Genomic DNA, 21,922 nt, shown 5'->3' on the forward strand with positions numbered 1-21,922 from the left:
TTGAGAAGGCAAGGAGCTTTTGCTACAATGGCCCCTGTTCGAATACTAAGGAGATGTATCACGATGAGGATGTCTAAACTCTTTTCCAAAACCCTGAGGGAAGCCCCAAACGGAGCTGACAGCAAGGGGTATGAATATCTGCTTCGAGCAGGCTTTATCCGCCAGTTGGGAGCTGGCATCTTCACCTTGCTCCCCTTTGGGGTCAGTGTGACCAAGAAGATAGAACAGGTCATTCGCGAAGAAATGAATGCAATCGGAGGGCAGGAGATTCTGATGCCTCTGGTCAATCCAGCGGATATCTGGAAGGAAACCGGTCGATTCTACAGTATTGACCGTGAGATGAGTCGGTTCAAGGACCGCGCGGGACGCGACATGGTCCTTGCCATGACCCATGAAGAAGCTGTGACCGACCTCGCCCGTGGTGAAATCGACAGCTACAAGCGTCTTCCCTTGCTTGTCTATCAGATTCAGACCAAGTGGAGGGATGATCCCCGTCCTCGTGCAGGGCTGATAAGGGTGAGAGAGTTTACCATGAAGGACAGCTACTCTTTCGATATTGATCAGGAAGGGTTGGATAAACAATATGCTGAACACTATAAAGCCTACTTCAGGATTTTCAGCCGCTGTGGCCTTCCGGTCATCGTCGTTGGGGCAGACAGTGGCATGATGGGTGGCAAGATCAGTCATGAATACATGTACCTCTCCCCCATAGGGGAAGACACCATCATTACCTGCCCAGCATGTAAGTATACCGCAAACCGACAAGTAGCTACGTTCAAGAAAGCATATTACACTGAAGAATTGAAGGAAACTGAGAAAGTCCTTACCCCCGATTGCAAGACTATCGAAGAACTTGCTGCATTCCTTAAGATTGAAAAACGCCAAACTGCCAAGGCCGTATTCCTGATGGGTACGTTCATCAATGACACCAACGGGGAGGAAGAGGAAAAACTCATCGTTGGCATCATCAGAGGTGACCTCGAAGTAGAAGAGAACAAACTCCAGAATACAGTCAAGGCTAACTCCCTAAGGCCTGCCCACCCGGAAGAAATTACTGCAAAAAACATGATACCTGGCTATGGTTCAGCTATTGGCTGCACAGATGATGTACTCGTTGTAGTTGATGACTCAGTGGCAAAAAGCAACAATCTGGTCGCTGGTGCAAATGAGGAAGGCTATCACCTGCTGAATACCAACTTTGGCAGGGATTATCAAGGAGAAGTTGCGGATATTGCAAGTGCGAGCGACGGCTATGCCTGCCCTGAGTGTGGGAAGCCTTTGGTTGCTTCAAAGGGAGTGGAAGTGGGTAACATCTTCCAGCTGAACACTCGTTACAGTGAGAGCATGAACTGTACCTATCAGGATGAAAACGGTGTTCGTCGGCCTGTGATCATGGGATCCTATGGTATTGGAGTTGGACGCCTGCTTGCCTGTCTAGCAGAGAACTACAGTGATGAGAAGGGACTCAGTCTACCTATCAGTGTTGCTCCGATGCAGGTACATCTGGTAAGCTTGGTGAAGGACGTACAAGTCGCAGAAACCATTTACACCGCGCTCACCCAAGCTGGTGTTGAGGTGCTCTACGACGACCGCAAGGAGTCAGCCGGTGTCAAGTTTGCTGATGCAGATCTTATTGGTCTTCCAATCCGCATTACCTTGGGTAACCGTTCCCTGAAGGAAGGAAAAGTAGAGGTGAAGCTCAGAAGCAATCTTGAAGAGTCTTTCTCCTTTGGTGTAGATACTGTGGTGGAGGAAACCCTCAGTCTGATTACGAAACTCAGGAATGATTTAGCATCTCAGATTGTAGAAAATGAGTGGCAGAACAACTAAAATTTGAACCAAGACACAACTACAATCCCCTATTCAATATGAATTGATTAGGGGATTGTTGTATTCCGAGGCTCCAGATGTTAGTTGGCGCCCATCCTTTTCAACTGATTGACTATGTACGTTCGCTTTGCTGCCTTTGCATATTCAAGTACAGAGTGCCCCTGGTAGTCACGGGCATTGATATCAGCACCAGCTTTCAGCAAGGCGGTTACCACACGCGTTTCAGGATTGCTGTTCACTGCCATGATCAAGGCAGTCTCCCCAAGATAGTTTCGTGCATTCAGATCTGCACCGGCTTTCAGCAATTCTTCGATGATTTTTGGACTGGTACTCTTGTTGGCTGCGAGATGAAGCGCATTGGATCGATACTTGGGTTCAGCCTCCTGAATATCCGCACCTGCCTCCAACAACGCCTTCAGTACATTCACGGATGGGTTGTACTGGGCAGCCAGCATGATGGGAGTAAGCCCCCACTCATTCTGAGCATGGATGTCTGCACCCTGCTCAAGAAGACTTTTCACTTCCTTCACTTTGGTAGCGGAAACAGATGCCGCCAGCAATTTCTTGTTGAGAGTCTCTTCTCGTTTTGACATATGCAGAATATCTCCTTACTCAATATTTGAAGTATACTTACGTAGCCAGTATTCCAATTTTTCCTCAAATTGTACAGTCTTTGACCCTGTTTTCATTCCCCAACGGAGCGAGAGGAAAGGAATCAGCATGATGGTTCCTCTCTGGAGCGAGTGCCGGGAAAGCAAGGTGAGATACCCCGTCCCTTGGGGCGGAAAAGGAGACAACGCCTCCTGAGTCCAGGGCTTGCCCTGGGGTATTGATACCTTTCATTGCTCTATCATTCAATTGCCCTCTTTTGGATTTGCTTCACAGCACATAAATGCAGTATGATAAAACCATGGTAACCAAGGAAATCATTAAACAAATCCCAAAAGTAGAACTCCATGACCACCTCGATGGAGGCTTGAGAATTCAGACCATTCTTGAACTAGCTAACACACAGGGCATTACACTTCCCAGCAAGGATCCTGAGACACTCCACCAGTGGTTTGTCAGGGGAGGCAAGCAGAAAAACCTTTCTCTCTACTTGGAGTCATTTGCCTTGACCACTAAGCTCATGCAGAATAGAGCAGCATTGGAACGTGTAGCATTCGAAGCCGTAGAGGATCTTGCTTCTGAACATGTATGTTATGCGGAAATACGGTTTGCACCCATTCTCCATGTACATGGAGGACTAACCTTGGAAGAAGCTGTACAAGCTGTCCTTGACGGCTTGCAACGGGGAACACGCAAAACAGGGATGCCCACTGGCTTGATCCTCTGTGCCATGCGCAACCAATCCCCCAGTGTCAGCAAAAGCATTGCAGAACTTGCCGTTGCCTTTGCCGACCGGGGCGTCGTTGGGTTCGACCTTGCCGGCGATGAAATTGGCTACCCTGCGAAGAAACACCTTGAGGCATTCCAGTTCATTAGGAGCAAAAATTTCAATATCACTATCCATGCAGGTGAGGCATTCGGGGTCGAATCAATCTGGCAGGCTGTGCAACTGTGCGGAGCCCATCGAATCGGACATGGGGTCCGCTTGGTGGAAGATATGGGAATCGAAGGGACTAGAATCGAGAGTATGGGTTCTCTTGCTGCCTTTATCCTTGACCGGAGAATTCCCATGGAAATGTGTCTAACCAGCAATGTAGGGACAGGGGCAGTGAAAGATTATGACAGCCACCCCTTCCCTATCCTGTTCAGAAATAAATTCAGGGTATTCCTCTGCAGTGACAATCGATTGATGAGTGATACCACTATTACGAAGGAGATGGAGATAGCAGTCCAGTACTACAATCTGAACACCCGTGATCTTGAGAAGATTACAATCAATGCAATGAAATCAGCTTTCATCCATCATGACCAAAAACTCTCAATCATCTACGATGTAATCAAGAAACAGTATGCCGAGATTCGTCAGCGGTATGACCTCCAAGACTAAAGCGTCCGTCTGAATACTTCCAGAGGACTGATTCTCATCCGGATCCTGCAGTACAGATACGCGAATACCAAACCACTGAGATGCGTCAGGTGTGCCACATTTCCCCCAGCACCAAAAACTTGACTGTAGAGTTCAATGATTGCATAGAGAATGACCAGAATCGGTGCCTTGATGGGGATAAGTCCGAAGATGAAAATTACCGAGTAGGGATAAAAGACCGCAAACATCAAGAGCACCCCGTAGATAGCTCCTGAGGCTCCCACGAGAATGACGTTTGTACCAGCCAGGTAGTAACTGATGAAACTGGCAATCCCACTGAACAAACCAGTCAAGAGATAGAAGAGGAGAAACTCCTTGCTTCCTACTCTACGTTCCACCATTGAGCCAAAAATAAAGAGACTCAGCATATTGAACAGCAGATGGCTGAATCCAGCATGCACAAACATATAGGTAAATAGTTGCCAAAGATACCCACTCAATACAAAGGAAGGAATCATTGCAAGATAGTAGGTAAGCCTCGGATAGATCATCGATGTGACGAGATAAACCAAGACGTTGATGATGACCAACTTGAGGGTGACATTTTTATAGGTAGTATCCCGGAATCTCCGGTTCAAGATAGTGCTCTTTTTCATAAGGTATACAGTATAAAGGGAAAGAGACAACGTCAATTGAGCAAATTTTGCACACCTTTCCAAGAGTGTGAAAGCAATGCACACTCTTTCACCCTCTATACCCCTGTTTAAAGGCTCTATTGGCAGTTTTTAGCTTGGCACGCTTATTGCATGGTTATAGATAGAACAGAGCAACATTTTTTTCATACTCCTCCTTTTATACCGACAGGGTGCCAAGAGATTTTCCCCAAACCTCTTTTGGCACCCTTCTTTTTATCCATATCTGTGAAATTTTGAAATAGTGTAACAATTTTTCACACCATTGCACCATCAAACGTCAGTAGAATAGTATTCCTATGGTGATATTTAATTACTTTTTGCATTGATTACAAATAATTGGCACACTAGTTGCAATACAATAGACAGAACAGAGCAACAGTTTTTTCAAACCTCCTTAAAGTGTGATTTCTTTGGTGCCAGCGGTTCTCTCTCCCCACCCCACAATACCGCTGGCACCATCTTTATGCTCTTCCGGCTCTTTCAATAGTTTGTTATAGTTGGCTTATGGCAACAAGTAGAAGGGACCGTGCAGACTCCTATACAAAACGGGCACACAAGGAAGGCTATCCAGCCCGCTCCGTCTATAAGCTAGAAGAATTACAACAACACTTCACCCTGGTAAAGAGTGGGGACGCCGTCCTGGATGTCGGAGCAGCTCCAGGATCGTGGACGTTGTATACCCACAGGAATCTGATAAAAGGAAAGGGAAAGATCATAGCTGTAGATCTGAACCCCTTGAACCTGAACCCAATTCCTTCGACTGTCACCGCCTATGTAGGTGATGCCTTCTCCAAAGAAATCAGGGAAACCCTAGTAGCGCAAGGTCCTTATGATGCCATCATCAGTGACGCAGCTCCTATGACCATGGGCAATAGAAGTGTTGATACCGCAAGGAGTGAAAACCTTGCAGAGCAGGTCATCTACCTTGCCAAAGACCATCTGAAGCCCCATGGAAACCTTGTGGTAAAAGTCTTCCAAGGAGGAGGACAGGTCGAACTCCTGCAATTGATGAGGACACTCTTTGCCAAAGTAAAACCCTACAAGCCGAAAGCCTGTAGGGATGACTCCTTTGAAATCTATCTGGTGGGATTGGACAGAAAGGAGCTCTGATCAGCAAGACAATCCACCTCTGGCATTGAAAACTCCTATCTTCTATACTGTGTCCATGAAACAGAACGTACAACTCGTTGTCATCGATGGACAAGGCGGAAGCTTGGGGAAAGCCCTCGTAGGGGCTATCAAGAAAACATTCAGCCAGATAGATGTATTGGGAATCGGGACCAATAGTCTGGCTGCCAGTGCCATGCTTAAAAGTGGGGCTGATGCTATCGCAACAGGGGAGAACCCTGTCATCGTAGCGTGCAGGAATGCAGATCTCATCATTGGTCCCTTGGGCATCCTTACTTCTGACGCACTCCATGGAGAAATAACTCCAGCAATGGCAGTCGCAATCGCCCAGAGCAAAGCTCACAAGATTTTAATACCGATCAGCAAGTGCAATGTTACAATAGTGGGAGTCCAAGAAGCTCCTCTCTCTGTAATGATTGACATTACCTTACAGGAAATCAAGCGTTTCCTTGACAGTGCTATGGCTAGTCGGTAACATACTTCATAACATGCCTCATGAAGGGGCATATTCCTGATTCATTACCTGGTTATACAAGAGAGCCATGAAGGCAAAGAAGGATACTACTTTTTTTGCTTGCATGGCCCTCTTTTTTTGGAGAATGCTTTGGAACGATATACACAACCACTGTCAGACGACCACACCCTGGAAGTCTATAATCATGATCAACTCATTTTCTCAGAAAATGGACATTGGCTCACCCCGCTCTTTGCTTTCGAGCGATTTCTTGAAACCTACACAGGGGAGAAGGATTGCCTCAGTGCACATGATACAGCTGCAGGAAAAGCTGCTGCCTTGTTGATGGCACGCTTTGGGGTGAAACGTGCCCATATCAATCTGATCAGCGAACTTGCCATCGAATATTATCGGCAACATGGAATTATGTTTTCTTATGAAAAACGCATCGGACGACTGCAATGCAAGACCGAGGAGTTGCTCAGTGAGATGGACGACCAAGAGCAGATGTATCGACTGCTTCGAAAACGTGCCAAGCTGGTACGAGGAGTGTCTGTGCATGTGGAACATCTTTCGTTCTCATACCCTGACCATCCTCCCATCCTGGATGATCTCTCCTTTCATCTCGAGGAGGGAGAACGACTGCTCATCCAAGGCGACAATGGAATGGGAAAGACCACATTGCTTGCACTCTTGATGGGAAAACTCAAGCCTACCACCGGAACGATTCTCATTGGGGAAGAAGAAGTTAGCCATCTGGAAAAGAGAACCATCGGCTACATCAAGCAACAGCAACAGGAACAACAGTTCCCGGTTTCTGCCCGTGAAGTTGTGGCAATGGCATGTGATTCCAGCCTCTCAAGGGAAGAGCAGCAGTGGGAGATCGACACCGCCCTCAGAAGGACCAAGATAGAGCATCTTGCGGAGAGAAACTTCTTCACCCTTAGCGGAGGGGAGAGACAAAAAGTCTCCCTTTCGAGAACGCTTTGCCAGAAAGCAAAGCTACTCCTCCTTGATGAGCCTACCTCCTTTCTGGATGCAAAGAGTCGTACTACCCTAGTGGAAGTGCTACAGAGTCTGACCATAGGAGAGATGCCAACCATTATCATTGTCACCCATGACAAGGCTCTGGAAAAAGATTTGGGGTGGCCAACACTGCTTCTGGGGGGCATATGAATGAGTTTCTCTATGCACTAACCCTACCACCGGTAACGAAAGGATTGCTTGCCATGGCCATTGCTGGTCTCTGTTTTCCCGCTAGTGGGGTCATGGTTCTTCGCCTTGACTTGGTCCCCATGCGCTACATGCTCATGCACGGGGTAATCCTTGGAGGGGCCATCTCCCTGGCACTCTCCCTGCCAGTACTCCCTCTCAGCATCGCCCTGAACATCGTCTTGGTTCTAGCAATGATGCACTTGGCGAAGGATACCCGTCATGGGTTCGGCCTTGCCAGCGCTGCTGGAATGGTATTTACCATGGCATCTGCCTCTCTGGTGATGCATCTGTGGGATGTCCCAGCAAAGGATACGCTGCAGTTGCTCTGGGGAAGCCCTTTTGCTCTCTCCTGGGCAGATATCGTGGTATTGAGCGGCATAGCCCTCATCCTGGCCATCTATCTTTTTACAAATTTCAGGACAGTGAGCGCCATCTTCTTCGACCAGGAAATTGCCCAGTCCCTGGGAATGCCGGTAAAGGCACACTACACCGCAATGGTTCTGGTCATTGCCTTGGTTATTGCCTTTGCCATGAAACTGATCGGGGCATTGCTTATTGATGCTCTGCTCATTCTTCCCGTGCTCATTGCAGGGAAACGTGCTGAAAGCTTGAAACAACTGCTGCTCTACTCCTGTCTTACAGGCCTCTTTGTCTCTACCTTTGGATTTTTGGCTGCCATTGCAACAGATTTGCCACCCAGTGGAACGATTGCATTGCTCTCGGCTTTGCTGTTTATCATACCTACCCATAAGAGAGGATTACACTCATGAGAAACTATCTTTTCTCCTTGATCATCATGCTTTTGGCAGCGTTCAGTATCCCTGCCCAAGGCGTTCCGGAAGAAGTCGCTGCATCAAGCGCTTCCCACCCTGCTTCCATAGTGGCAAGCACCAGTTGGACGGCAGCGTTTGCCGACCTTGGGGGACTTGATGATGTTGCTTTCATAGCCCCTGCCACACTCACACACCCCCCTGAGTATGAGATTACGGTCAGCGATGTGGTAAAGATCAACCATGCAGATTATTTCATCTACGCAGGATATGAGAGAATGATGCAGAGCATGGGTGATTCCATCAAGAAAGAAGCAGGAACAATGGTGCAGATAACCACCACCAATGATATCGAGAACGTGAAGAAGCAAGCAGCAATTCTTGCCAGTCTTGAGGGAACTGAAGACAAGAGCAAGGTACGCCTAGATAGCTACATTGCAACGATTGAGGAGGGGGCAAAGCAGGCTGAAGCACTTGGCTTGACAGAGGCGAAGGTCTACTGTCATGCAATGCAGGTCTATCTTGCCAAAGACCTGGGCTTGCAGGTAGCCGGTACATTCGGCCCTGGTCCGGTCACTGCCCAACAGATCAGCGAGGTCTCGAAAGGTGGATATCAGATCATCATCGACAATATCCATAATCCTATCGCAGGACCCCTGTTGGAGGTGTCCCCAGATTCAAAGATAGTTGTCTGGAGAAACTTCCCTGAGAGCGGAGGCAGGGGGAGCCTGGAGTCCATGGTTCATGCCAACATCCAGGCGTTGATCCAGTAGAATCAATGCTGATTTCATGAAGAGAGCCACCGTTTGGTGGCTCTTCTTACGTGTTAGGAGTAGTATTTACCGTACGTTCCCCTCAAGAAGCTGACGGTTCGTTTTGCCGCCGTCTCAGGATCGGGATAGGGAAGAATCTCGGCTGTGGTCCACCCATCATACCCGATGGAGGCGAGGGAAGAGAAAATCTCATCCCAATCCATGTGCCCATCGCCGGGAGCATGCCGATTGGTATCTGCAAAGTGCACATACCGTACATACTCCTTGTTCCTGATGAAACTCTCACCAATGTGATCATCCTCAATATTCATATGGAAGACATCAGGCATCATGACAAAGTTTTTCCTGTCAATCTTCTTGAGCAAGGTTGAACACTCGTCGAGGTTGTTGATGAAGTCAATCTCATAGCGATTCACTGGTTCAAGGATCAATTCAACGCCACGCTTTTCAGCATGGTCTGCAACCTTGTGGGCCATATCCAAGAAGAGTTCCTCCGCAAAGGCAGGGTCACGACCATCAATAGGTCCTCTTGTCCTTCCAATATTTACCAAGCCACCAAAGTCAGAGGCTAGGTCAATGAAGCCACAGAAGCTCTTGTACAGTTCAGCGCGGTTTTCCTGGTTCTCATCGGTGAAGTAGAGATTCCTTGCCGCAAAGACCTGCCCACTGGAAATTGCGCTTACCTCAAGACTATTCTCATGCAACCACTGGTTCAGTTCGTCCTTGGATACTTCATCTGGACGTTTGAGGGCAAGCTCAACACCATCATACCCAAGTTCATGGGCTTTGATGATTGACTCTTTTACCCCGCGAAACACCACAAACGCATTAGGCATTGCCTCTTTACCGGCAATAGCTACAGATAATTTCATAGAATACTCCGTTGGAGGAGAAACAGGACACCATATGGTGCCCTGTTTTCCTGGTTACATCGCCTTGATCAGGGAGAGGTCGCCACTTGCTGCAGAGCGAAGCAGGGGTTCCATGTAGGTATCGACATCGCTAGAGCTCATCGGAACCGGCATGTTCTTCAGTTTCATCTCTAGCTGCGGGTCCTTTGCAGCATTCAATGCACGCTGGATGTGAGCCTCACTGAATCCCTTCAGGTCGTCGAGCTTGGTGGGAGCCTTGATGGACTTGCTGAATGCAATCATGGCCTCAGCCACGGCAACTGCAAGTTCTTTCCCTTCCAGGTTGTCCACTGGAGAACCAAATCCAAACTCGGCAAAGATTGAACCAACAACCTTCAGTTGCTTCTGAATTGCCTTGGAGTAGAGCACCGCATAGTAGGGGTTCATGATTCCACAGGCAGTACCATGGCTGACAATGTCCACCAGGGAGAAGCTGGTCAAGTGGGCACCACTGGTCCCCCCGATCATGATGGCATAGCCACCAAGGTCGGTGGCAAGCCCGATGGCTTCCCGTGCCTTCACATTCTTGGGATCGTCAACCAGCACCTTTGCATACTCAGCCACCAGGCTGATAGCACACTCGGCAATCTCACGGGCTTTCTCATAGGTCTCTTCCTTTGCACCACAGAACACCTCGAAGGTGTGTGCAATGGCATCGAGGGCACCGTCTATGGTTACACTGATCGGCATGCTGACCGTCGTCTCATAATCAAACAGCCCAACGGTCGGAACAACTGCATTGTCCACGATGAGCTTCTTCTGCCCAGCCACAGGGTCGGTAACATTGGAATACTTGGTCAGGTGGGCTCCACTGGAAGCACTGGTCTGCACGGCAATGACAGGAAGCAGGGAAGAGCCGGTCTCATCAAGGGACTTGCTCACCACATTGGTTCCGAAGTAGTGGTCGATCTCGGGAGTTACCTTTGCACCAAGGGTGGCCAGGGCATTTGCAGCTTTCACCGCATCGATTGACGAACCACCGCCGATGACGACGATGCAATCGGGTTTGGTGTGCAGGATGTAGGACTCCAGGCGATAGACGTCCTCTCGGGGAGCATTGGGCTTTGCATCGGGAGCAATCATGTTTCCGGCAAGTTCGACACCTGCAGCATTGAGATAGGAGACAACCCTGTCTGCAACCGGCTTCATGTAGGTAGTGTTGCTGACCACAAGGGCACGCTTGCCAAACTTGGCTGCCAGTGGTCCTACCTGATCAAGAACTCCCAACCCATGGACATACGAGTCCCCTTTCCAATCCTTCAAGAGTGTATAGGCACGTTTCATTTGATCCATAACAATAGCTCCTTATTTGCAAAGTTTTTTCGCGCGTTCTGCAATATGCTCTGCGCTAATTCCATATTTTGCCAAGAGTGGTTCATAAGGACCCGTCTCGGTAAATACATCTTCGATTCCTATAGCATCAAATCTACAGGAAATTCCTTCTCTCATAAAGACCTCGCTGACAGCACTGGAGAATCCACCAGCGAGTACATGTTCTTCAACACAAAGTAGCTTACCGGTTTTGGCTACGCTGTTCTTGAGTGTCTGGACATCAAGCGGTTTTACTACAGGCACGCTCAGCACTTCAGCCTTGATACCCTCTTTCTGGAGCAGGACAGCTGCTTCATGTGCAAAGCTTGCGGTAATACCGTTTGCTGCGATGGTTACATCACTGCCGATTGCAGTACAAACTGTTCCGATTGCATCGGTTGCAGGAAGGTCAGGCATTGCATTGCGGTTGAGCCTGATATAGACAGGTCCCTCCTGCTGCAATGCATATTCCAAAGCCTGTTCGGCTTGTTTAGCATCACCAGGGACAATTACCTGCATATTCGGCAGGGCTCTCATAATGGCAATGTCAGTTATTGCCTGGTGGCTTGCACCATCAAAGGAATCGGAAAGGCCCCCATAGGCTCCTGCTATGATGACAGGAAGGTTATTATAACAGATGGTGTTACGGATCTGGTCAGTAGCCTTCAGGGCAAGGAAGATGGCAAACGCATTTACTACCGGATGGTATCCAGCGGTAGACATGCCGGCAGCAATATCAACCATGTTCGCCTCAGCAACTCCAACATTGTAAAAACGGTCCGGAAAAGCCTTCCCAAAATATGCACTCTTGGTGGATGAAGATACATCAGCATCAAACACCACCAACTCAGGATGGGTAGCACCCAACTCGGCGAGTTTTTTTCCGAAAGCATCTCTCATTGTATCACTCATAGGGAGGCCTCCTTCTTCTCAATGTCAGCATTCAATTCAAGCATACCCTTGGTGTAGGAGTCATCATCGATAACAGCCCCATGCCAGGTATTCTTCCCCTCAGTGAAAGAGACTCCCTTTCCTTTAACCGTGTTGTAGATAACCGCTTTCGGCCATTGGTTGTCGCTATCCATCCATGCGAAGGATTCCAGCACCTCTTCAGTGTTGTTTCCATCGTAGGCCTTCTCAGCTACATTCCAACCAAATGCCTTCAGTTTGTCTGCAAGCGGCTCAAGCGGCATGATCTCATCAGTAGTTCCATCGAGCTGTACCTTGTTGTAGTCGATCATAAGGACAAAGTGCCCTGGCTTGAACTTTGCTGCACTCATGAGAGCTTCCCAACTCTGCCCTTCATTCAAACATCCTTCCCCACTGATTACATAGGTCCAGTATTGCTTTCCTGACTGCCGTGCAGCCAAAGCCATTCCCAACCCGATGGAAAGTCCATGACCCAGTGCTCCTGTGGACATATCCACACCAGGGAGGGTCTTCATGCAGGGATGACCCTGCAACCGAGTGTTCAGTGTACGGAAAGTGGAGAGTTCCTCAATAGGGAAAAACCCACGGTGGGCAAGCATGGTGTAGAGATTGATCGAAGCATGTCCCTTTGAAAGTACTACCCGGTCACGATCTTCCCACTGAGGGTCGTCGCTCTTGATAGTGAGCCGATTGAAGTAGAGGCATGTGGTCAATTCTGCGCTTGAAGCGGCTCCACCCCAGTGTCCGGTTCCTCTTGTGTGGAGAGTATCGAACATTACGCTCCTAAAATATGCTGCCAGCAGTGCAAGTTCCTTTGCATTGAACTTCCGTTCCTTCTGGCTGAGCAACTCCTCGACTGTTGTATTCATCTAGGAAACTCCTTATTCAGTGCAGCTTGGTACTAGCTATAGTCCAAGAAGCAGTGCATTGTGTACTGTATACAATATTGATACCATGGACAGTAATTCTTGTCAAAGGGATTCTTGTACTTATCAGAAAAATTTTATAAATTTGATTCATACATATATATTTACTATGCAAATTCCAAGCATTAACTAGGAATGAAAGTGTGATTATTATGCAAAATGTTTTTTGTACACAATTAACATTGACTTACCGGAAAATTCCTTTTACAGTGATAGTAATCAATGGGGGTACCAAGTATGCCTAAATGTATACAAAACAGTCTATCCGACCAAGTCTATACCATGCTTAAGGATCAGATTCTCTCAGGCCAGCTCAAGGGTGGGATGAAAATTCCTGAAGAGTCCCTTGCTGAACAGTTTGGAGTCTCAAGAACTCCAATCAGGGAGGCAATCAGACGATTGGCGGAATATGGGCTCGTAACCATTAAACCAAGGAGCCATGCTGTGGTTTCAATCATCTCTCCCCAGGAGGCAGATGATATTGCCAAGGTCCGGGTTTCTTTGGAACAGCTTGCCATCGATTCAATCGATGAGGAATCATATGCGGAACATGTAAAAGAACTCTCCCGCTATGCAGCTGATTGCCAGTATGCAATGGGAATTGGGGATAGGGCTACCGTTTTTGAACAGGACAGTCTGTTTCACCTTGCATTGGTGAAAGCCAGCCGGAACAGTGCCTTGATCAGCATCTGTGAACGGCTGGATGCAAAAATCCAGCAGCTCAGAATTGCACAAAACCTCCCCGAGGATGAGCTCTCCTACTATCTTGGCCAACATGCCCAGATGATGAGCATGTTGAAAAATGGGGAGAAAGAAGCGTGCAAGCATATGCTCTATGAACACATTACCCACGACCTTACCAGCCATTTAGATAAGGACAACGCATGAAGAAAGAAGACATCATCATCACCTACGGATCGGATGCAACCAGCATGACCAGAGCATTGCTTCAATCCATCGACATTGAAGGACTCCTCCCTGATAAACATGCATCCATTGCCCTCAAGCCTAATCTTGTGGTCGCAGTAACCGCAGACAGTGGAGCAACCACTCATCCTGAGATTGTAGTTTCCATCATCGAGTTTCTCCAGGAAAAGGGATATCACTCTATCTCAATCGTGGAGAGTGCATGGGTGGGTGACTCCACCAAAGATGGGTTCAGGGTCAATGGATACAACCAGATCAGCAAGAAATACAATGTTCCCCTTGTTGATGTGAAGGGTGACAGTTATGAGAAGAAAACCGTAGACGGGATCACCATGGAAGTCAGCCAGACAATCCTAAACACTGATTTTCTGATCAGCCTTCCTGTGTTGAAGGGCCACTGCCAAACTGCAATGACCTGTGCTCTGAAGAATATGAAGGGGTGCCTGTCAGACCGCAGCAAGCGGTTGTTTCACTCCCTAGGGCTGCACCGCCCCATTGCTGCACTCAATGTTGTGCGTGCTGCAGATCTGATCATTGTTGACAGCTTGAACGGAGATCTTGATTTTGAGGAAGGGGGAAACCCTGTTGAGACCAACCGAATGTTTGCTTGCCGTGACAGTGTTCTCTGTGACAGCTTCGGAGCCTCACTCCTAGGCTTTGAACTCAGGGATGTTCCCTATATCGAGATGGCAGAACATTTGGGGGCCGGAACCACAGATCTTGAAAAAGCCAATGTCATCCAGCTGAATGAGCCAAGCGATGAACCAGTGGTTCGCCCTACAGGAAGGGCTAACTACCTTGGTCGCTATACTGAACCAGATAGTGCATGCTCTGCTTGTTATGGAAATCTGATCCATGCTCTCAAGCGTCTCGAGGAGGTCGATCGCTTGAAGAATGTCAAACGGAACATCTGCATCGGTCAAGGGTACAAGGGCGTGAAGGACCCTTCCAAGGCAGGGGTTGGCATCTGCACCAAGGGACTAGGGAAAAGCCTTCCAGGCTGTCCTCCTAAGGCAATTGATATGATCAAGTTCATCAAGGAACTGAATGCTGATTAGGTATAGAGTATTGTTCTAACGATGACAGGCACCAAAACGGGTGCCTGCTCATGGAGTTATCTTGCACTATTATTGCAGAAGAGGCTTGGCAAGGTCATCAATTGCTTTCCAGTCCTCCCTGGAAAGCACCACAGACAAGGCATTGCTGTTCTCCTCAACCTGTTCTGGTTTGCGTGCACCACAAAGGACATTCATCGTTCCCTCTGCCCCTCTTGTCCAAGCGATGACCAGATTCCCTACGGTGCAACCATAGCTTTCTGCCATCTCTTTCAATGACTCAAGCATTTGCAATACCTGGGGACGATGCTCAGCATCATACCAAGATACTGAAGCTTTCGCTGTACCCACTACCTTGGTATCGAGACTGACGTTTCCAGTAAGCAAACCCCTCTCAAGAGGGCTATATGCCTGGAAGGTAATCCCCTGTTCAGCACAGTAGGAAGCAAGGGCTTCCTTGCTACGGGTAAGCAGGCTGAACCGCTCCTGAACCAAGGAAGGATTCCCATAGGATTGGTACTCCTTCAACTGTTCCAGAGTAAGGTTACAAGCACCATAGCTACGAATCTTGCCCTGTGCAACCAAACGCTCCATTGCCTCAACTGTTTCCTCAATCGGTGTAAAGAAAGGAGGAATTGACTGCCAGTGGGTCAAGAGCAGATCAATATGGTCGGTCCCAAGGCGTTTCAGGCTCTTCTCAACCTGTTCCACAATACTTTTTGGGTTGAGATTGCGACGAATGATCACTCCATCACGACTCTTGTGTAGTGAGCCCTCATCCTCTGGTCCCCAGAGCAATCCGCATTTGGTCGCCAGAATACATTCATTGCGTTTTCCCTTGAGAGCCTTTCCCAAAAGCTCTTCGCTGAAGCCATTGCCATAGGCAGGTGCTGTATCGATGAAATTGATCCCCCTCTCCAGTGCACAATGCACTGTCTTGATACTCTCAACTTCATCGCTGGCTCCCCAGCTGTCTCCACCACCCATTGCCCAGGTTCCCAAGGCAATGGAAGAAACTTCCATAGTTGTATCTCCGAGTTTCACTGTACCCTCCTCCAAGCATCCTCCAGTGTTCTTTTTGCATTCGCTACCACCAGGTCTGCATCCTCCCCTGCTTGGGGTTTCACCTCAAAGGAAAGAATATTCCTTCCCCCTTCAAAGAGGTACCCGATCTCTTTCATTTTCTGCAGGAAGGAAGCGAGGTACTCGGTATCATTCTCTGAGCCGGGATAGCCAAATCGTGGATGATAGTCACCATAACTGGGATGGCTGGAATCGCTGATGAAGGTATTTCCCATATGAACGTGCTTGATGTACTGCTTGATTGGCTCTACCGCCTCCTCAATACGTTCCCCAATCATGGGAATGTGGGAGCAGTCAATCATGATTCCGAAATTATCGAACTGAGGACACACTGCCTCGGCATACTGCTTGACCAATGAAGAAGGACCAAGCAGTGACTTCTTGTCGATGTCATGGTCGAACACCTCAAGGACTACCGGCATGGGGCCTTTATTCCTTGCATACGTACACAGCTCCTTCGTTGAGGCAATCAATGCTCCAAGATAGGAGTCTTCTTTCCCTTTCTCATACCTACGGGAGAGAAACTGGAACTCCTCCGCTCCCATTGCATATGCCTCATCAATCCCTGCTTTCAATGTCTCTACTGCCAGCCTTCTCTCTGCTTCATCCAAGCTGTTGATATTCAGCTTCTTTGCAAAGAGAAGGGAGTGCCCGCTATAGGTGCAATCGCAATGGGCTGTCTGGATCATGAACGGTACCTTCTCAGATAATGAAGGAAACGGCAGACTTCCAAGCTCCATTACTTGGAAATAAGGGTCAACAAGAAGCTTCTTGAGTGAATCATGATAGTCTTGTTCACTATTTGAACAAAAAGGATAGGCCATTGAGACCACAATTCCGATACGACAATATGCATGGATGTCTTTGTGCATTACACTTCCCCTTCCAGAATTTTCTTTACCTTCTGGCAACAGAGAACCGGGCTTGCCAATACGGGGACACCTGCTAGCTTCTCTGCTTCTTCTTGCAAATGTCCCATAGAGGCTTGTGCAAGGACAATACAGTCATATCCCTTCACTTGTTTGATCATCTCAAGCACCAAGCGATTATGTGTTTCCATGTCCCCGGCACGCATGGCCGTATAAGCGGGTTCATTGTCCTCAGCATCCACCTCAATTTCGGTTCCTGCGATTGCAGCTTCTTGCTTGAGTTTGCTGATGGTGGGTTCCAGGGTGCTCATTGCAGTGGCAACGACCTTGATTTTTTTTCCAATGCGTACAGCTTTTTCTGCCATCGCATCATCGATGGCTACAACAGGAACATTGATAAACGGCCTGATGAGCTGTACTGCAGGGGTAAGTGTTGAACAGGTGACGACGATTACATCAGGTTTTGTCAATTCACAGGATTGCAAATCATTGAACAAACGCTTCCGATTTTCCAATGAAAAATACCCAATCTCAGCAGGGTCGGACGCAAGAAAATCATCAAGCATGTTATGAATCTTCAGCTTCTGCCCTACTACGTTTTCCAACAATTCCGGAAAACTCCCCAACACAGGCCGTACCGTATGGATAAGTGCAACACGTTTCATCTTAGTATCCCCTCTTTATTTCTGTTCATTTCACAGTAATAAGTGTAACACAAAGTTGAGGGATGAAAGAAAACCACTTTCACCCCCCAAGATCAAACTCTATAGACCCGGAATTCCTTACTCGGACTTACCGATTGACTCAAGGTAGTCAGCCTGGAACTTCATACCATATGCTCTGTAAGTATCAGTATCCATGAAATCGGGAACCAGCTTCTGTTTCTCGATGTAGCCTTTCTGCCAAGCTTCAGTTTCGCTGACCTGCTTCATGACATTACTCCAATAGCTGACTGCAGCAGCACTCATGTTCTTGGGAGCAACCACAGATCTCCAGTTGGGAACCTCTACGTTCTTGTAACCGAGTTCGCTGAGGGTCGGTGCACCACTGAGGTTACCAGGGAAACGGCTGGTGGAAAGAGCCAAGACAGGAGTGAGCTTGCCGGCTTCAACATACTGGGAAGCAGCTGCTGGCTTGGAGATCAAGAGGTCGAAGTGACCGCCAAGAATTGCAGTAATAGCACCACTGGTTGCATCGTGAGCGATGTAGGAAAGCTGATCTTGGGTAATGCCAAGTTCCTTGATAAGAGCAGCATGACATGCGATGTCATCACCCTTGGAACCACCAAGAACAAGTCTCTCACCATGCTTCAATGCGTCAATGATCTCTTCGGCACTGGTGTACTTGGAGGATTCACCGATGAAGATGAGGTGCTTGTCTACAGCCATGTGAGCAATAGGCTGGAAGTTCTGGAAACGGTTGCTGGTATTCTTTACCATCGGCATCAAGTCACCACTGTTGAATGTCAACAAGGTGTGGTCAGCCTGTACGCCAGCCTTTATGTTGGAAACAAGCAGTCTACCAACCTCACCAGCACCATCGGTCTTGTACTGAATAACAAAATTCTTTCCGTTGATCAGGTCCTCTTTAACAGCAATGTCCGTAATTGTGCGGGTGAAGATGTCAGAACCACCACCGGGGGAGCTGGTTACATACCAGTCAACATTTCGGGTAGGGACGAAGGACTTCTCTGCACCACCTGCAGCTTCAGCAGTACCGTTTGCGAAAACAGACACACTTGCCAACAAAACCAGTGCCAACACGAGAGCAATTTTTCTCATTTTTCTATCTCCTCTTAGTTTCTCATGGGACAATGTCCCATATTTTCCAATATCCAATTCCTCTTTCGAGGAAATAAAACCTTATTGCTTACGAGTACCAACCTTGCGGAGAATGAACTTCACCACAGGAGTCACGACAATCGCTAACAGAATCAACAGCAGGAAGGCAGAAATCGGCTTATCAACGAAAATTCCCAATCCACCATTACTGATGATGAATGCCTTGCGCATGTTCGATTCAAGCAACGGAGCCAAGACGAAGGAGAGAAGCATCGGGGCAACTCCATAGCCATTCCTGTCAAGTACATACCCAAAGAGTCCGGAAAGGAACATGATGATCACCCCGTACATGGAGTTGGAGGTACTATAACTGCCAACTACACAGACCACTGTGATGATCGGGATTAGAATCCGTACCGGAACGGTGAGAATTTTAATCAGGAATGGGATGACACCCAGTGAGATGAACAAGGTAAGCAGGTTTGCAAGAAACAAGCTTGCAATCAAGCCCCATGCAAAGTCAGGATTACTGGAGAAGAGCAGTGGTCCAGGATTCAGACCCCACATCATCAACCCACCAAGCAAGACTGCTCCGGTACCACTGCCTGGAATACCCAAAGCAAGCAAGGGAGCAAAGGAACCAGCTGCTGCTGCATTGTTCGCTGATTCACAGCTTGCAATCCCCTCGATTGCACCACTGCCAAGCGGCTTTTCACTCTTGAAGGCCTTCTGGGCAGCATATCCAAGGAATGCTCCGGTTGTAGCACCAGCTCCGGGAAGTACACCCACAAAGGTGCCCATAAAACCGCTACGAATGGCCGGCGGGACCAGACGGCGCACATCATGGAGGGTCAACATCGAGCCCTTAATCGTCAGCTTCTGTGTCAGATTTACATCAACCTTCTTATTCCGCTCTGTCATCAACTTGAGTACCTGGCTGAACCCAACTGCTCCGATGACAAATGGTATAAAAGGAATGCCCCCTAGCAGATACATGTTGCCGAAGTCGTAACGGGGGCTTCCTGTAAGCGTATCCATACCCATTGTCGCCAACAAAATTCCAACCAACGTCAGGATGACACCCTTTGTCGGGCTTTCCCCTACCAGCCAACCGATGGAGGTCATCGCGACCAACAAAAGCGAGGTCATCTCAGCAGGGCCAAACTTGAGTCCGAGCTCTGCAAGTGCAGGTCCCATGAAGGTAAGGATGACCATACCAATGAAACCGCCGATGAAGGAGGAAAGATTGGAGGTGAACAGAGCCTGACCAGGACGATTGCGCTTGGTTGCCATTGGATACCCATCCAAGGCGGTCATGACAGCAGGAGAGTCTCCAGGGATGTTTAGCAGTATAGCGCTGAACGACCCACCATACATGTTGGAGTAATAAAGTGCGCCAAGCATGATAATAGCGGTGGTTGGATTGAACTTATACGTAAGGGGAAGCAGCAAGGCAACCCCAGCGAGAGAACCAATACCGGGCATTGCTCCAACCACTAGGCCGAGTACTGCACCAAGCATGGTAACCATAACATTCTGAAAGGTAAGGACTACTGAAAAGCCCATTAATAGCATTTCTAGATTTTCCATTGCTTGCTCCTCAGTACGCGATCCAGTTGTAGATGATTCCCTTTGGAAAGGGAACTCCGAGCCACATGACGAAGGCTCCGATTACAATGGCCATGATGACAGCCAACCCAATGAGGGTAGTCTTCCAACTATACTTTTCGTACCACTTGAGCCAAAGAATGACAAAGAGTGCAAGGCTGGGAATCATTCCTATGACCAACGTGGCGAGCATAATGGCAATAACTCCCAAGGCAGGGTACCAACTCTCGATTGGATATGTGGTCTTCTCTTCCTTGAAAGATCCCAGGAATGCAATGAAGCTCAGGGCAAGCAATGCAACCCCAATAAGGGTAGGGAAAAAACCTGGAAGCGGCCCCCTGAGCTCATGCCAGAAGCCGTACTTGGTGATACCGAGATAGATGAACAGAGCAGCAATCACTGCCGTGACTACAGGAATCACCATCTGACTCGTAACCTTTTTCAACTGCATATTTCTCTCTCTCCTTACGCTTGCAGACGCAGGTGGTTGGCCATACGGGAGGCCATCTTCACTGCATTCTCAAAAGCGCTGGTTTTCACAACACCGGTACCAGCAATATCGTAGGCCGTGCCATGGGCACAGGTAACAATTGGAGCAGGAAGGCCGCCAGCAATGGTAATCCCTTCATCAAATCCTCTGAGTTTTAGGGCGATCTGACCCTGATCATGATACATGGTCACAACCCCGTCAAAGTCACCACGGAATGCCTTGATGAAGGTGATGTCACTCGGATAGGGTCCTGTGGCATCAATTCCCATTTCTCTTGCTTTCTCAATAGCCGGAATGATTACATCAATCTCTTCACGACCACATAGGCCATTTTCACCTGCATGGGGATTCAGGGCAGCAAGAGCAAGGCGAGGTTTTGCGATACCGCTGGTTTTCAAGGATGTATTTGCAAGACGTACTGCTCGAAGAATGCTCTCTACAGTCAAGTTCTTGCTCACCTCACTGATGGGGATATGACTGGTTGTGCGGGTAGTCCAGAGATCTCCTACCACATTGATTTCCCCAAAGGGTTCAGTGTGGTTGAACAACTGAGCGAGTAAGTGGTGTTCACTCTCCACCTTGCTTCCTGCCTGCTTGAGTCCCGCTTTATGGAGGGGAGCGAAACAAAAGCCCTCAATCTTCTTTTCTTTATACAATGCAACACCAAGCTTCAATGCATTGAGGTTTGCTTTACCTGCCTCGGTGGTCAATGTTCCAAACTTCACCACTTCAGGGTCCTGGTCTCTCTGGTCTAGGATGGGAAGACCTTTGCTCCAGTCAGCCTCATCCACATCACCTATCACCTGCAATGGAACCGAAGAACCAATCACGGAGAAAGCACGCTCTAGTATGCGGACATCACCAATAACCACTGGTCTACAATACTGTTCAAAGAACTTACCAACCGCCAACTTGGCAATGATCTCAGGTCCGACTCCGGCCCCGTCCCCTGTCAAAAGTCCCAATACAGGCTTATCGTTCATGGATTACTCCTCTTCATACTTTGCAGTGAATAACGGTGTTCGTCACTTCGGCAATAGAGGTAGCAACTAACGTGCCAAGTTGGGGTTTATTGTATACAATTTTTTCGGATATTGGGCTTTTGTATATATATTTTCTAGTGAAGTAACTAAATAAGAAAGATATCATACAGATTTCTAAAAATTTTTAAGACTTTTTTAACATGTTTCA

The 21,922-nt window shown here is 48.1% G+C and carries 23 protein-coding genes; 9 read left to right on the plus strand and 14 right to left on the minus strand.

What is annotated here, in order from left to right; translation table 11 throughout:
- The first annotated feature begins 63 nt into the window (after positions 1-63).
- Complete coding sequence (locus DYP60_RS10730) at positions 64-1,830, plus strand: proline--tRNA ligase (RefSeq protein WP_117331011.1); 1,767 nt, start codon at positions 64-66, stop codon at positions 1,828-1,830.
- A gap of 80 nt (positions 1,831-1,910) precedes the next feature.
- On the opposite strand, the gene DYP60_RS10735 is transcribed toward DYP60_RS10730, so the two are convergent.
- Positions 1,911-2,423 carry an ankyrin repeat domain-containing protein gene (locus DYP60_RS10735; RefSeq protein ID WP_117331012.1) on the minus strand — a complete coding sequence of 171 codons (513 nt, stop codon included), beginning with the start codon at positions 2,421-2,423 and terminating at the stop codon, positions 1,911-1,913.
- A 64-nt stretch (positions 2,424-2,487) separates the two neighbouring features.
- Positions 2,488-2,673, minus strand: a complete 186-nt coding sequence (locus DYP60_RS10740; RefSeq protein WP_117331013.1) for a hypothetical protein — start codon at positions 2,671-2,673, stop codon at positions 2,488-2,490.
- A 67-nt stretch (positions 2,674-2,740) separates the two neighbouring features.
- Here DYP60_RS10740 and DYP60_RS10745 point away from each other — a divergent pair, with 67 nt between their 5' ends.
- Positions 2,741-3,826, plus strand: a complete 1,086-nt coding sequence (locus tag DYP60_RS10745) for an adenosine deaminase (RefSeq protein WP_237446334.1) — start codon at positions 2,741-2,743, stop codon at positions 3,824-3,826.
- Here DYP60_RS10745 and DYP60_RS10750 read toward each other — a convergent pair.
- Positions 3,823-4,461, minus strand: a complete 639-nt coding sequence (locus tag DYP60_RS10750) for a rhomboid family intramembrane serine protease (protein WP_117331039.1) — start codon at positions 4,459-4,461, stop codon at positions 3,823-3,825. The two genes, DYP60_RS10745 and DYP60_RS10750, sit on opposite strands and share 4 nt — an antisense overlap.
- A 543-nt stretch (positions 4,462-5,004) precedes the next feature.
- On the opposite strand from DYP60_RS10750, the gene DYP60_RS10755 reads away from it, so the two are divergent.
- The 5 genes from DYP60_RS10755 to DYP60_RS10775 all read left to right on the plus strand — a co-directional run bounded on the left by DYP60_RS10755 (position 5,005) and on the right by DYP60_RS10775 (position 8,840).
- Positions 5,005-5,610 carry an SAM-dependent methyltransferase gene (locus DYP60_RS10755; RefSeq protein WP_117331015.1) on the plus strand — a complete coding sequence of 202 codons (606 nt, stop codon included), beginning with the start codon at positions 5,005-5,007 and terminating at the stop codon, positions 5,608-5,610.
- A 55-nt stretch (positions 5,611-5,665) separates the two neighbouring features.
- Positions 5,666-6,103: a DUF3842 family protein gene (locus tag DYP60_RS10760; protein WP_117331040.1), complete on the plus strand. Its 438-nt coding sequence runs from the start codon at positions 5,666-5,668 to the stop codon at positions 6,101-6,103.
- A gap of 129 nt (positions 6,104-6,232) precedes the next feature.
- Positions 6,233-7,258: a DUF1893 domain-containing protein gene (locus DYP60_RS10765; RefSeq protein WP_117331041.1), complete on the plus strand. Its 1,026-nt coding sequence runs from the start codon at positions 6,233-6,235 to the stop codon at positions 7,256-7,258.
- Complete coding sequence (locus DYP60_RS10770) at positions 7,255-8,067, plus strand: metal ABC transporter permease (RefSeq protein ID WP_117331016.1); 813 nt, start codon at positions 7,255-7,257, stop codon at positions 8,065-8,067. Before DYP60_RS10765 ends, DYP60_RS10770 begins: the two co-directional genes overlap by 4 nt.
- Positions 8,064-8,840 (plus strand): metal ABC transporter substrate-binding protein, encoded by a 777-nt coding sequence (locus DYP60_RS10775; RefSeq protein WP_117331017.1) that lies wholly within the window; start codon positions 8,064-8,066, stop codon positions 8,838-8,840. Before DYP60_RS10770 ends, DYP60_RS10775 begins: the two co-directional genes overlap by 4 nt.
- A 53-nt stretch (positions 8,841-8,893) precedes the next feature.
- Here DYP60_RS10775 and DYP60_RS10780 read toward each other — a convergent pair whose 3' ends face one another.
- Genes DYP60_RS10780 through DYP60_RS10795 form a run of 4 tightly spaced genes read right to left on the minus strand, consistent with a single transcriptional unit; the run spans position 8,894 to position 12,861 of the window.
- Positions 8,894-9,712 carry a sugar phosphate isomerase/epimerase family protein gene (locus DYP60_RS10780; RefSeq protein ID WP_117331018.1) on the minus strand — a complete coding sequence of 273 codons (819 nt, stop codon included), beginning with the start codon at positions 9,710-9,712 and terminating at the stop codon, positions 8,894-8,896.
- Positions 9,713-9,766: 54 nt separating this feature from the next.
- Positions 9,767-11,044, minus strand: coding sequence for an iron-containing alcohol dehydrogenase (locus DYP60_RS10785; RefSeq protein ID WP_117331019.1), 1,278 nt, complete (start codon positions 11,042-11,044; stop codon positions 9,767-9,769).
- A gap of 12 nt (positions 11,045-11,056) precedes the next feature.
- On the minus strand, positions 11,057-11,974 hold the full coding sequence (locus DYP60_RS10790; protein ID WP_117331020.1) for a transketolase family protein: 918 nt from the start codon (positions 11,972-11,974) through the stop codon (positions 11,057-11,059).
- The gene (locus DYP60_RS10795; protein WP_117331021.1) at positions 11,971-12,861 is read right to left on the minus strand and encodes a transketolase; all 891 of its coding nucleotides are present in this window, start codon (positions 12,859-12,861) and stop codon (positions 11,971-11,973) included. Before DYP60_RS10795 ends, DYP60_RS10790 begins: the two co-directional genes overlap by 4 nt.
- A 294-nt stretch (positions 12,862-13,155) precedes the next feature.
- Here DYP60_RS10795 and DYP60_RS10800 point away from each other — a divergent pair, with 294 nt between their 5' ends.
- Together DYP60_RS10800 and DYP60_RS10805 are read left to right on the plus strand one after the other, a co-directional pair.
- Entirely contained in the window at positions 13,156-13,806 is a 651-nt protein-coding gene (locus DYP60_RS10800; protein WP_117331022.1) for a GntR family transcriptional regulator, read from the plus strand.
- Positions 13,803-14,903 carry a DUF362 domain-containing protein gene (locus DYP60_RS10805; protein WP_117331023.1) on the plus strand — a complete coding sequence of 367 codons (1,101 nt, stop codon included), beginning with the start codon at positions 13,803-13,805 and terminating at the stop codon, positions 14,901-14,903. Before DYP60_RS10800 ends, DYP60_RS10805 begins: the two co-directional genes overlap by 4 nt.
- Positions 14,904-14,972: 69 nt before the next feature.
- Here DYP60_RS10805 and DYP60_RS10810 read toward each other — a convergent pair whose 3' ends face one another.
- From DYP60_RS10810 to DYP60_RS10840, 7 genes are all read right to left on the minus strand, one after another.
- The gene (locus tag DYP60_RS10810) at positions 14,973-15,944 is read right to left on the minus strand and encodes an aldo/keto reductase (protein WP_117331024.1); all 972 of its coding nucleotides are present in this window, start codon (positions 15,942-15,944) and stop codon (positions 14,973-14,975) included.
- Positions 15,941-16,855: a TIM barrel protein gene (locus DYP60_RS10815; RefSeq protein WP_117331025.1), complete on the minus strand. Its 915-nt coding sequence runs from the start codon at positions 16,853-16,855 to the stop codon at positions 15,941-15,943. The genes DYP60_RS10810 and DYP60_RS10815 overlap by 4 nt, the downstream gene beginning before the upstream one ends.
- On the minus strand, positions 16,855-17,517 hold the full coding sequence (locus DYP60_RS10820; protein WP_117331026.1) for an aspartate/glutamate racemase family protein: 663 nt from the start codon (positions 17,515-17,517) through the stop codon (positions 16,855-16,857). The genes DYP60_RS10815 and DYP60_RS10820 overlap by 1 nt, the downstream gene beginning before the upstream one ends.
- Positions 17,518-17,634: 117 nt before the next feature.
- A complete protein-coding gene (locus tag DYP60_RS10825; protein WP_117331027.1) occupies positions 17,635-18,633 on the minus strand; it encodes a tripartite tricarboxylate transporter substrate-binding protein in 999 nt (332 codons plus the stop codon).
- A gap of 81 nt (positions 18,634-18,714) precedes the next feature.
- The gene (locus DYP60_RS10830) at positions 18,715-20,223 is read right to left on the minus strand and encodes a tripartite tricarboxylate transporter permease (RefSeq protein ID WP_117331028.1); all 1,509 of its coding nucleotides are present in this window, start codon (positions 20,221-20,223) and stop codon (positions 18,715-18,717) included.
- A gap of 10 nt (positions 20,224-20,233) precedes the next feature.
- On the minus strand, positions 20,234-20,692 hold the full coding sequence (locus DYP60_RS10835; protein WP_117331029.1) for a tripartite tricarboxylate transporter TctB family protein: 459 nt from the start codon (positions 20,690-20,692) through the stop codon (positions 20,234-20,236).
- A 14-nt stretch (positions 20,693-20,706) separates the two neighbouring features.
- Complete coding sequence (locus DYP60_RS10840; RefSeq protein WP_117331030.1) at positions 20,707-21,714, minus strand: PdxA family dehydrogenase; 1,008 nt, start codon at positions 21,712-21,714, stop codon at positions 20,707-20,709.
- Positions 21,715-21,922 lie beyond the last annotated feature (208 nt).

This window comes from Sphaerochaeta halotolerans, assembly GCF_003429665.1.
GTDB classification, from domain to species: domain Bacteria; phylum Spirochaetota; class Spirochaetia; order Sphaerochaetales; family Sphaerochaetaceae; genus Sphaerochaeta; species Sphaerochaeta halotolerans.

Coding starts and splice junctions, on each gene's coding strand:
- DYP60_RS10730 (WP_117331011.1), top strand. CDS start 64: ATGAGGATGTCTAAACTCTTTTCCAAAACCCTGAGGGAAGCCCCAAAC.
- DYP60_RS10735 (WP_117331012.1), bottom strand. CDS start 2,423: ATGTCAAAACGAGAAGAGACTCTCAACAAGAAATTGCTGGCGGCATCT.
- DYP60_RS10740 (WP_117331013.1), bottom strand. CDS start 2,673: ATGAAAGGTATCAATACCCCAGGGCAAGCCCTGGACTCAGGAGGCGTT.
- DYP60_RS10745 (WP_237446334.1), top strand. CDS start 2,741: ATGGTAACCAAGGAAATCATTAAACAAATCCCAAAAGTAGAACTCCAT.
- DYP60_RS10750 (WP_117331039.1), bottom strand. CDS start 4,461: ATGAAAAAGAGCACTATCTTGAACCGGAGATTCCGGGATACTACCTAT.
- DYP60_RS10755 (WP_117331015.1), top strand. CDS start 5,005: ATGGCAACAAGTAGAAGGGACCGTGCAGACTCCTATACAAAACGGGCA.
- DYP60_RS10760 (WP_117331040.1), top strand. CDS start 5,666: ATGAAACAGAACGTACAACTCGTTGTCATCGATGGACAAGGCGGAAGC.
- DYP60_RS10770 (WP_117331016.1), top strand. CDS start 7,255: ATGAATGAGTTTCTCTATGCACTAACCCTACCACCGGTAACGAAAGGA.
- DYP60_RS10775 (WP_117331017.1), top strand. CDS start 8,064: ATGAGAAACTATCTTTTCTCCTTGATCATCATGCTTTTGGCAGCGTTC.
- DYP60_RS10780 (WP_117331018.1), bottom strand. CDS start 9,712: ATGAAATTATCTGTAGCTATTGCCGGTAAAGAGGCAATGCCTAATGCG.
- DYP60_RS10785 (WP_117331019.1), bottom strand. CDS start 11,044: ATGGATCAAATGAAACGTGCCTATACACTCTTGAAGGATTGGAAAGGG.
- DYP60_RS10790 (WP_117331020.1), bottom strand. CDS start 11,974: ATGAGTGATACAATGAGAGATGCTTTCGGAAAAAAACTCGCCGAGTTG.
- DYP60_RS10795 (WP_117331021.1), bottom strand. CDS start 12,861: ATGAATACAACAGTCGAGGAGTTGCTCAGCCAGAAGGAACGGAAGTTC.
- DYP60_RS10800 (WP_117331022.1), top strand. CDS start 13,156: ATGCCTAAATGTATACAAAACAGTCTATCCGACCAAGTCTATACCATG.
- DYP60_RS10805 (WP_117331023.1), top strand. CDS start 13,803: ATGAAGAAAGAAGACATCATCATCACCTACGGATCGGATGCAACCAGC.
- DYP60_RS10815 (WP_117331025.1), bottom strand. CDS start 16,855: ATGCACAAAGACATCCATGCATATTGTCGTATCGGAATTGTGGTCTCA.
- DYP60_RS10820 (WP_117331026.1), bottom strand. CDS start 17,517: ATGAAACGTGTTGCACTTATCCATACGGTACGGCCTGTGTTGGGGAGT.
- DYP60_RS10825 (WP_117331027.1), bottom strand. CDS start 18,633: ATGAGAAAAATTGCTCTCGTGTTGGCACTGGTTTTGTTGGCAAGTGTG.
- DYP60_RS10830 (WP_117331028.1), bottom strand. CDS start 20,223: ATGGAAAATCTAGAAATGCTATTAATGGGCTTTTCAGTAGTCCTTACC.
- DYP60_RS10835 (WP_117331029.1), bottom strand. CDS start 20,692: ATGCAGTTGAAAAAGGTTACGAGTCAGATGGTGATTCCTGTAGTCACG.
- DYP60_RS10840 (WP_117331030.1), bottom strand. CDS start 21,714: ATGAACGATAAGCCTGTATTGGGACTTTTGACAGGGGACGGGGCCGGA.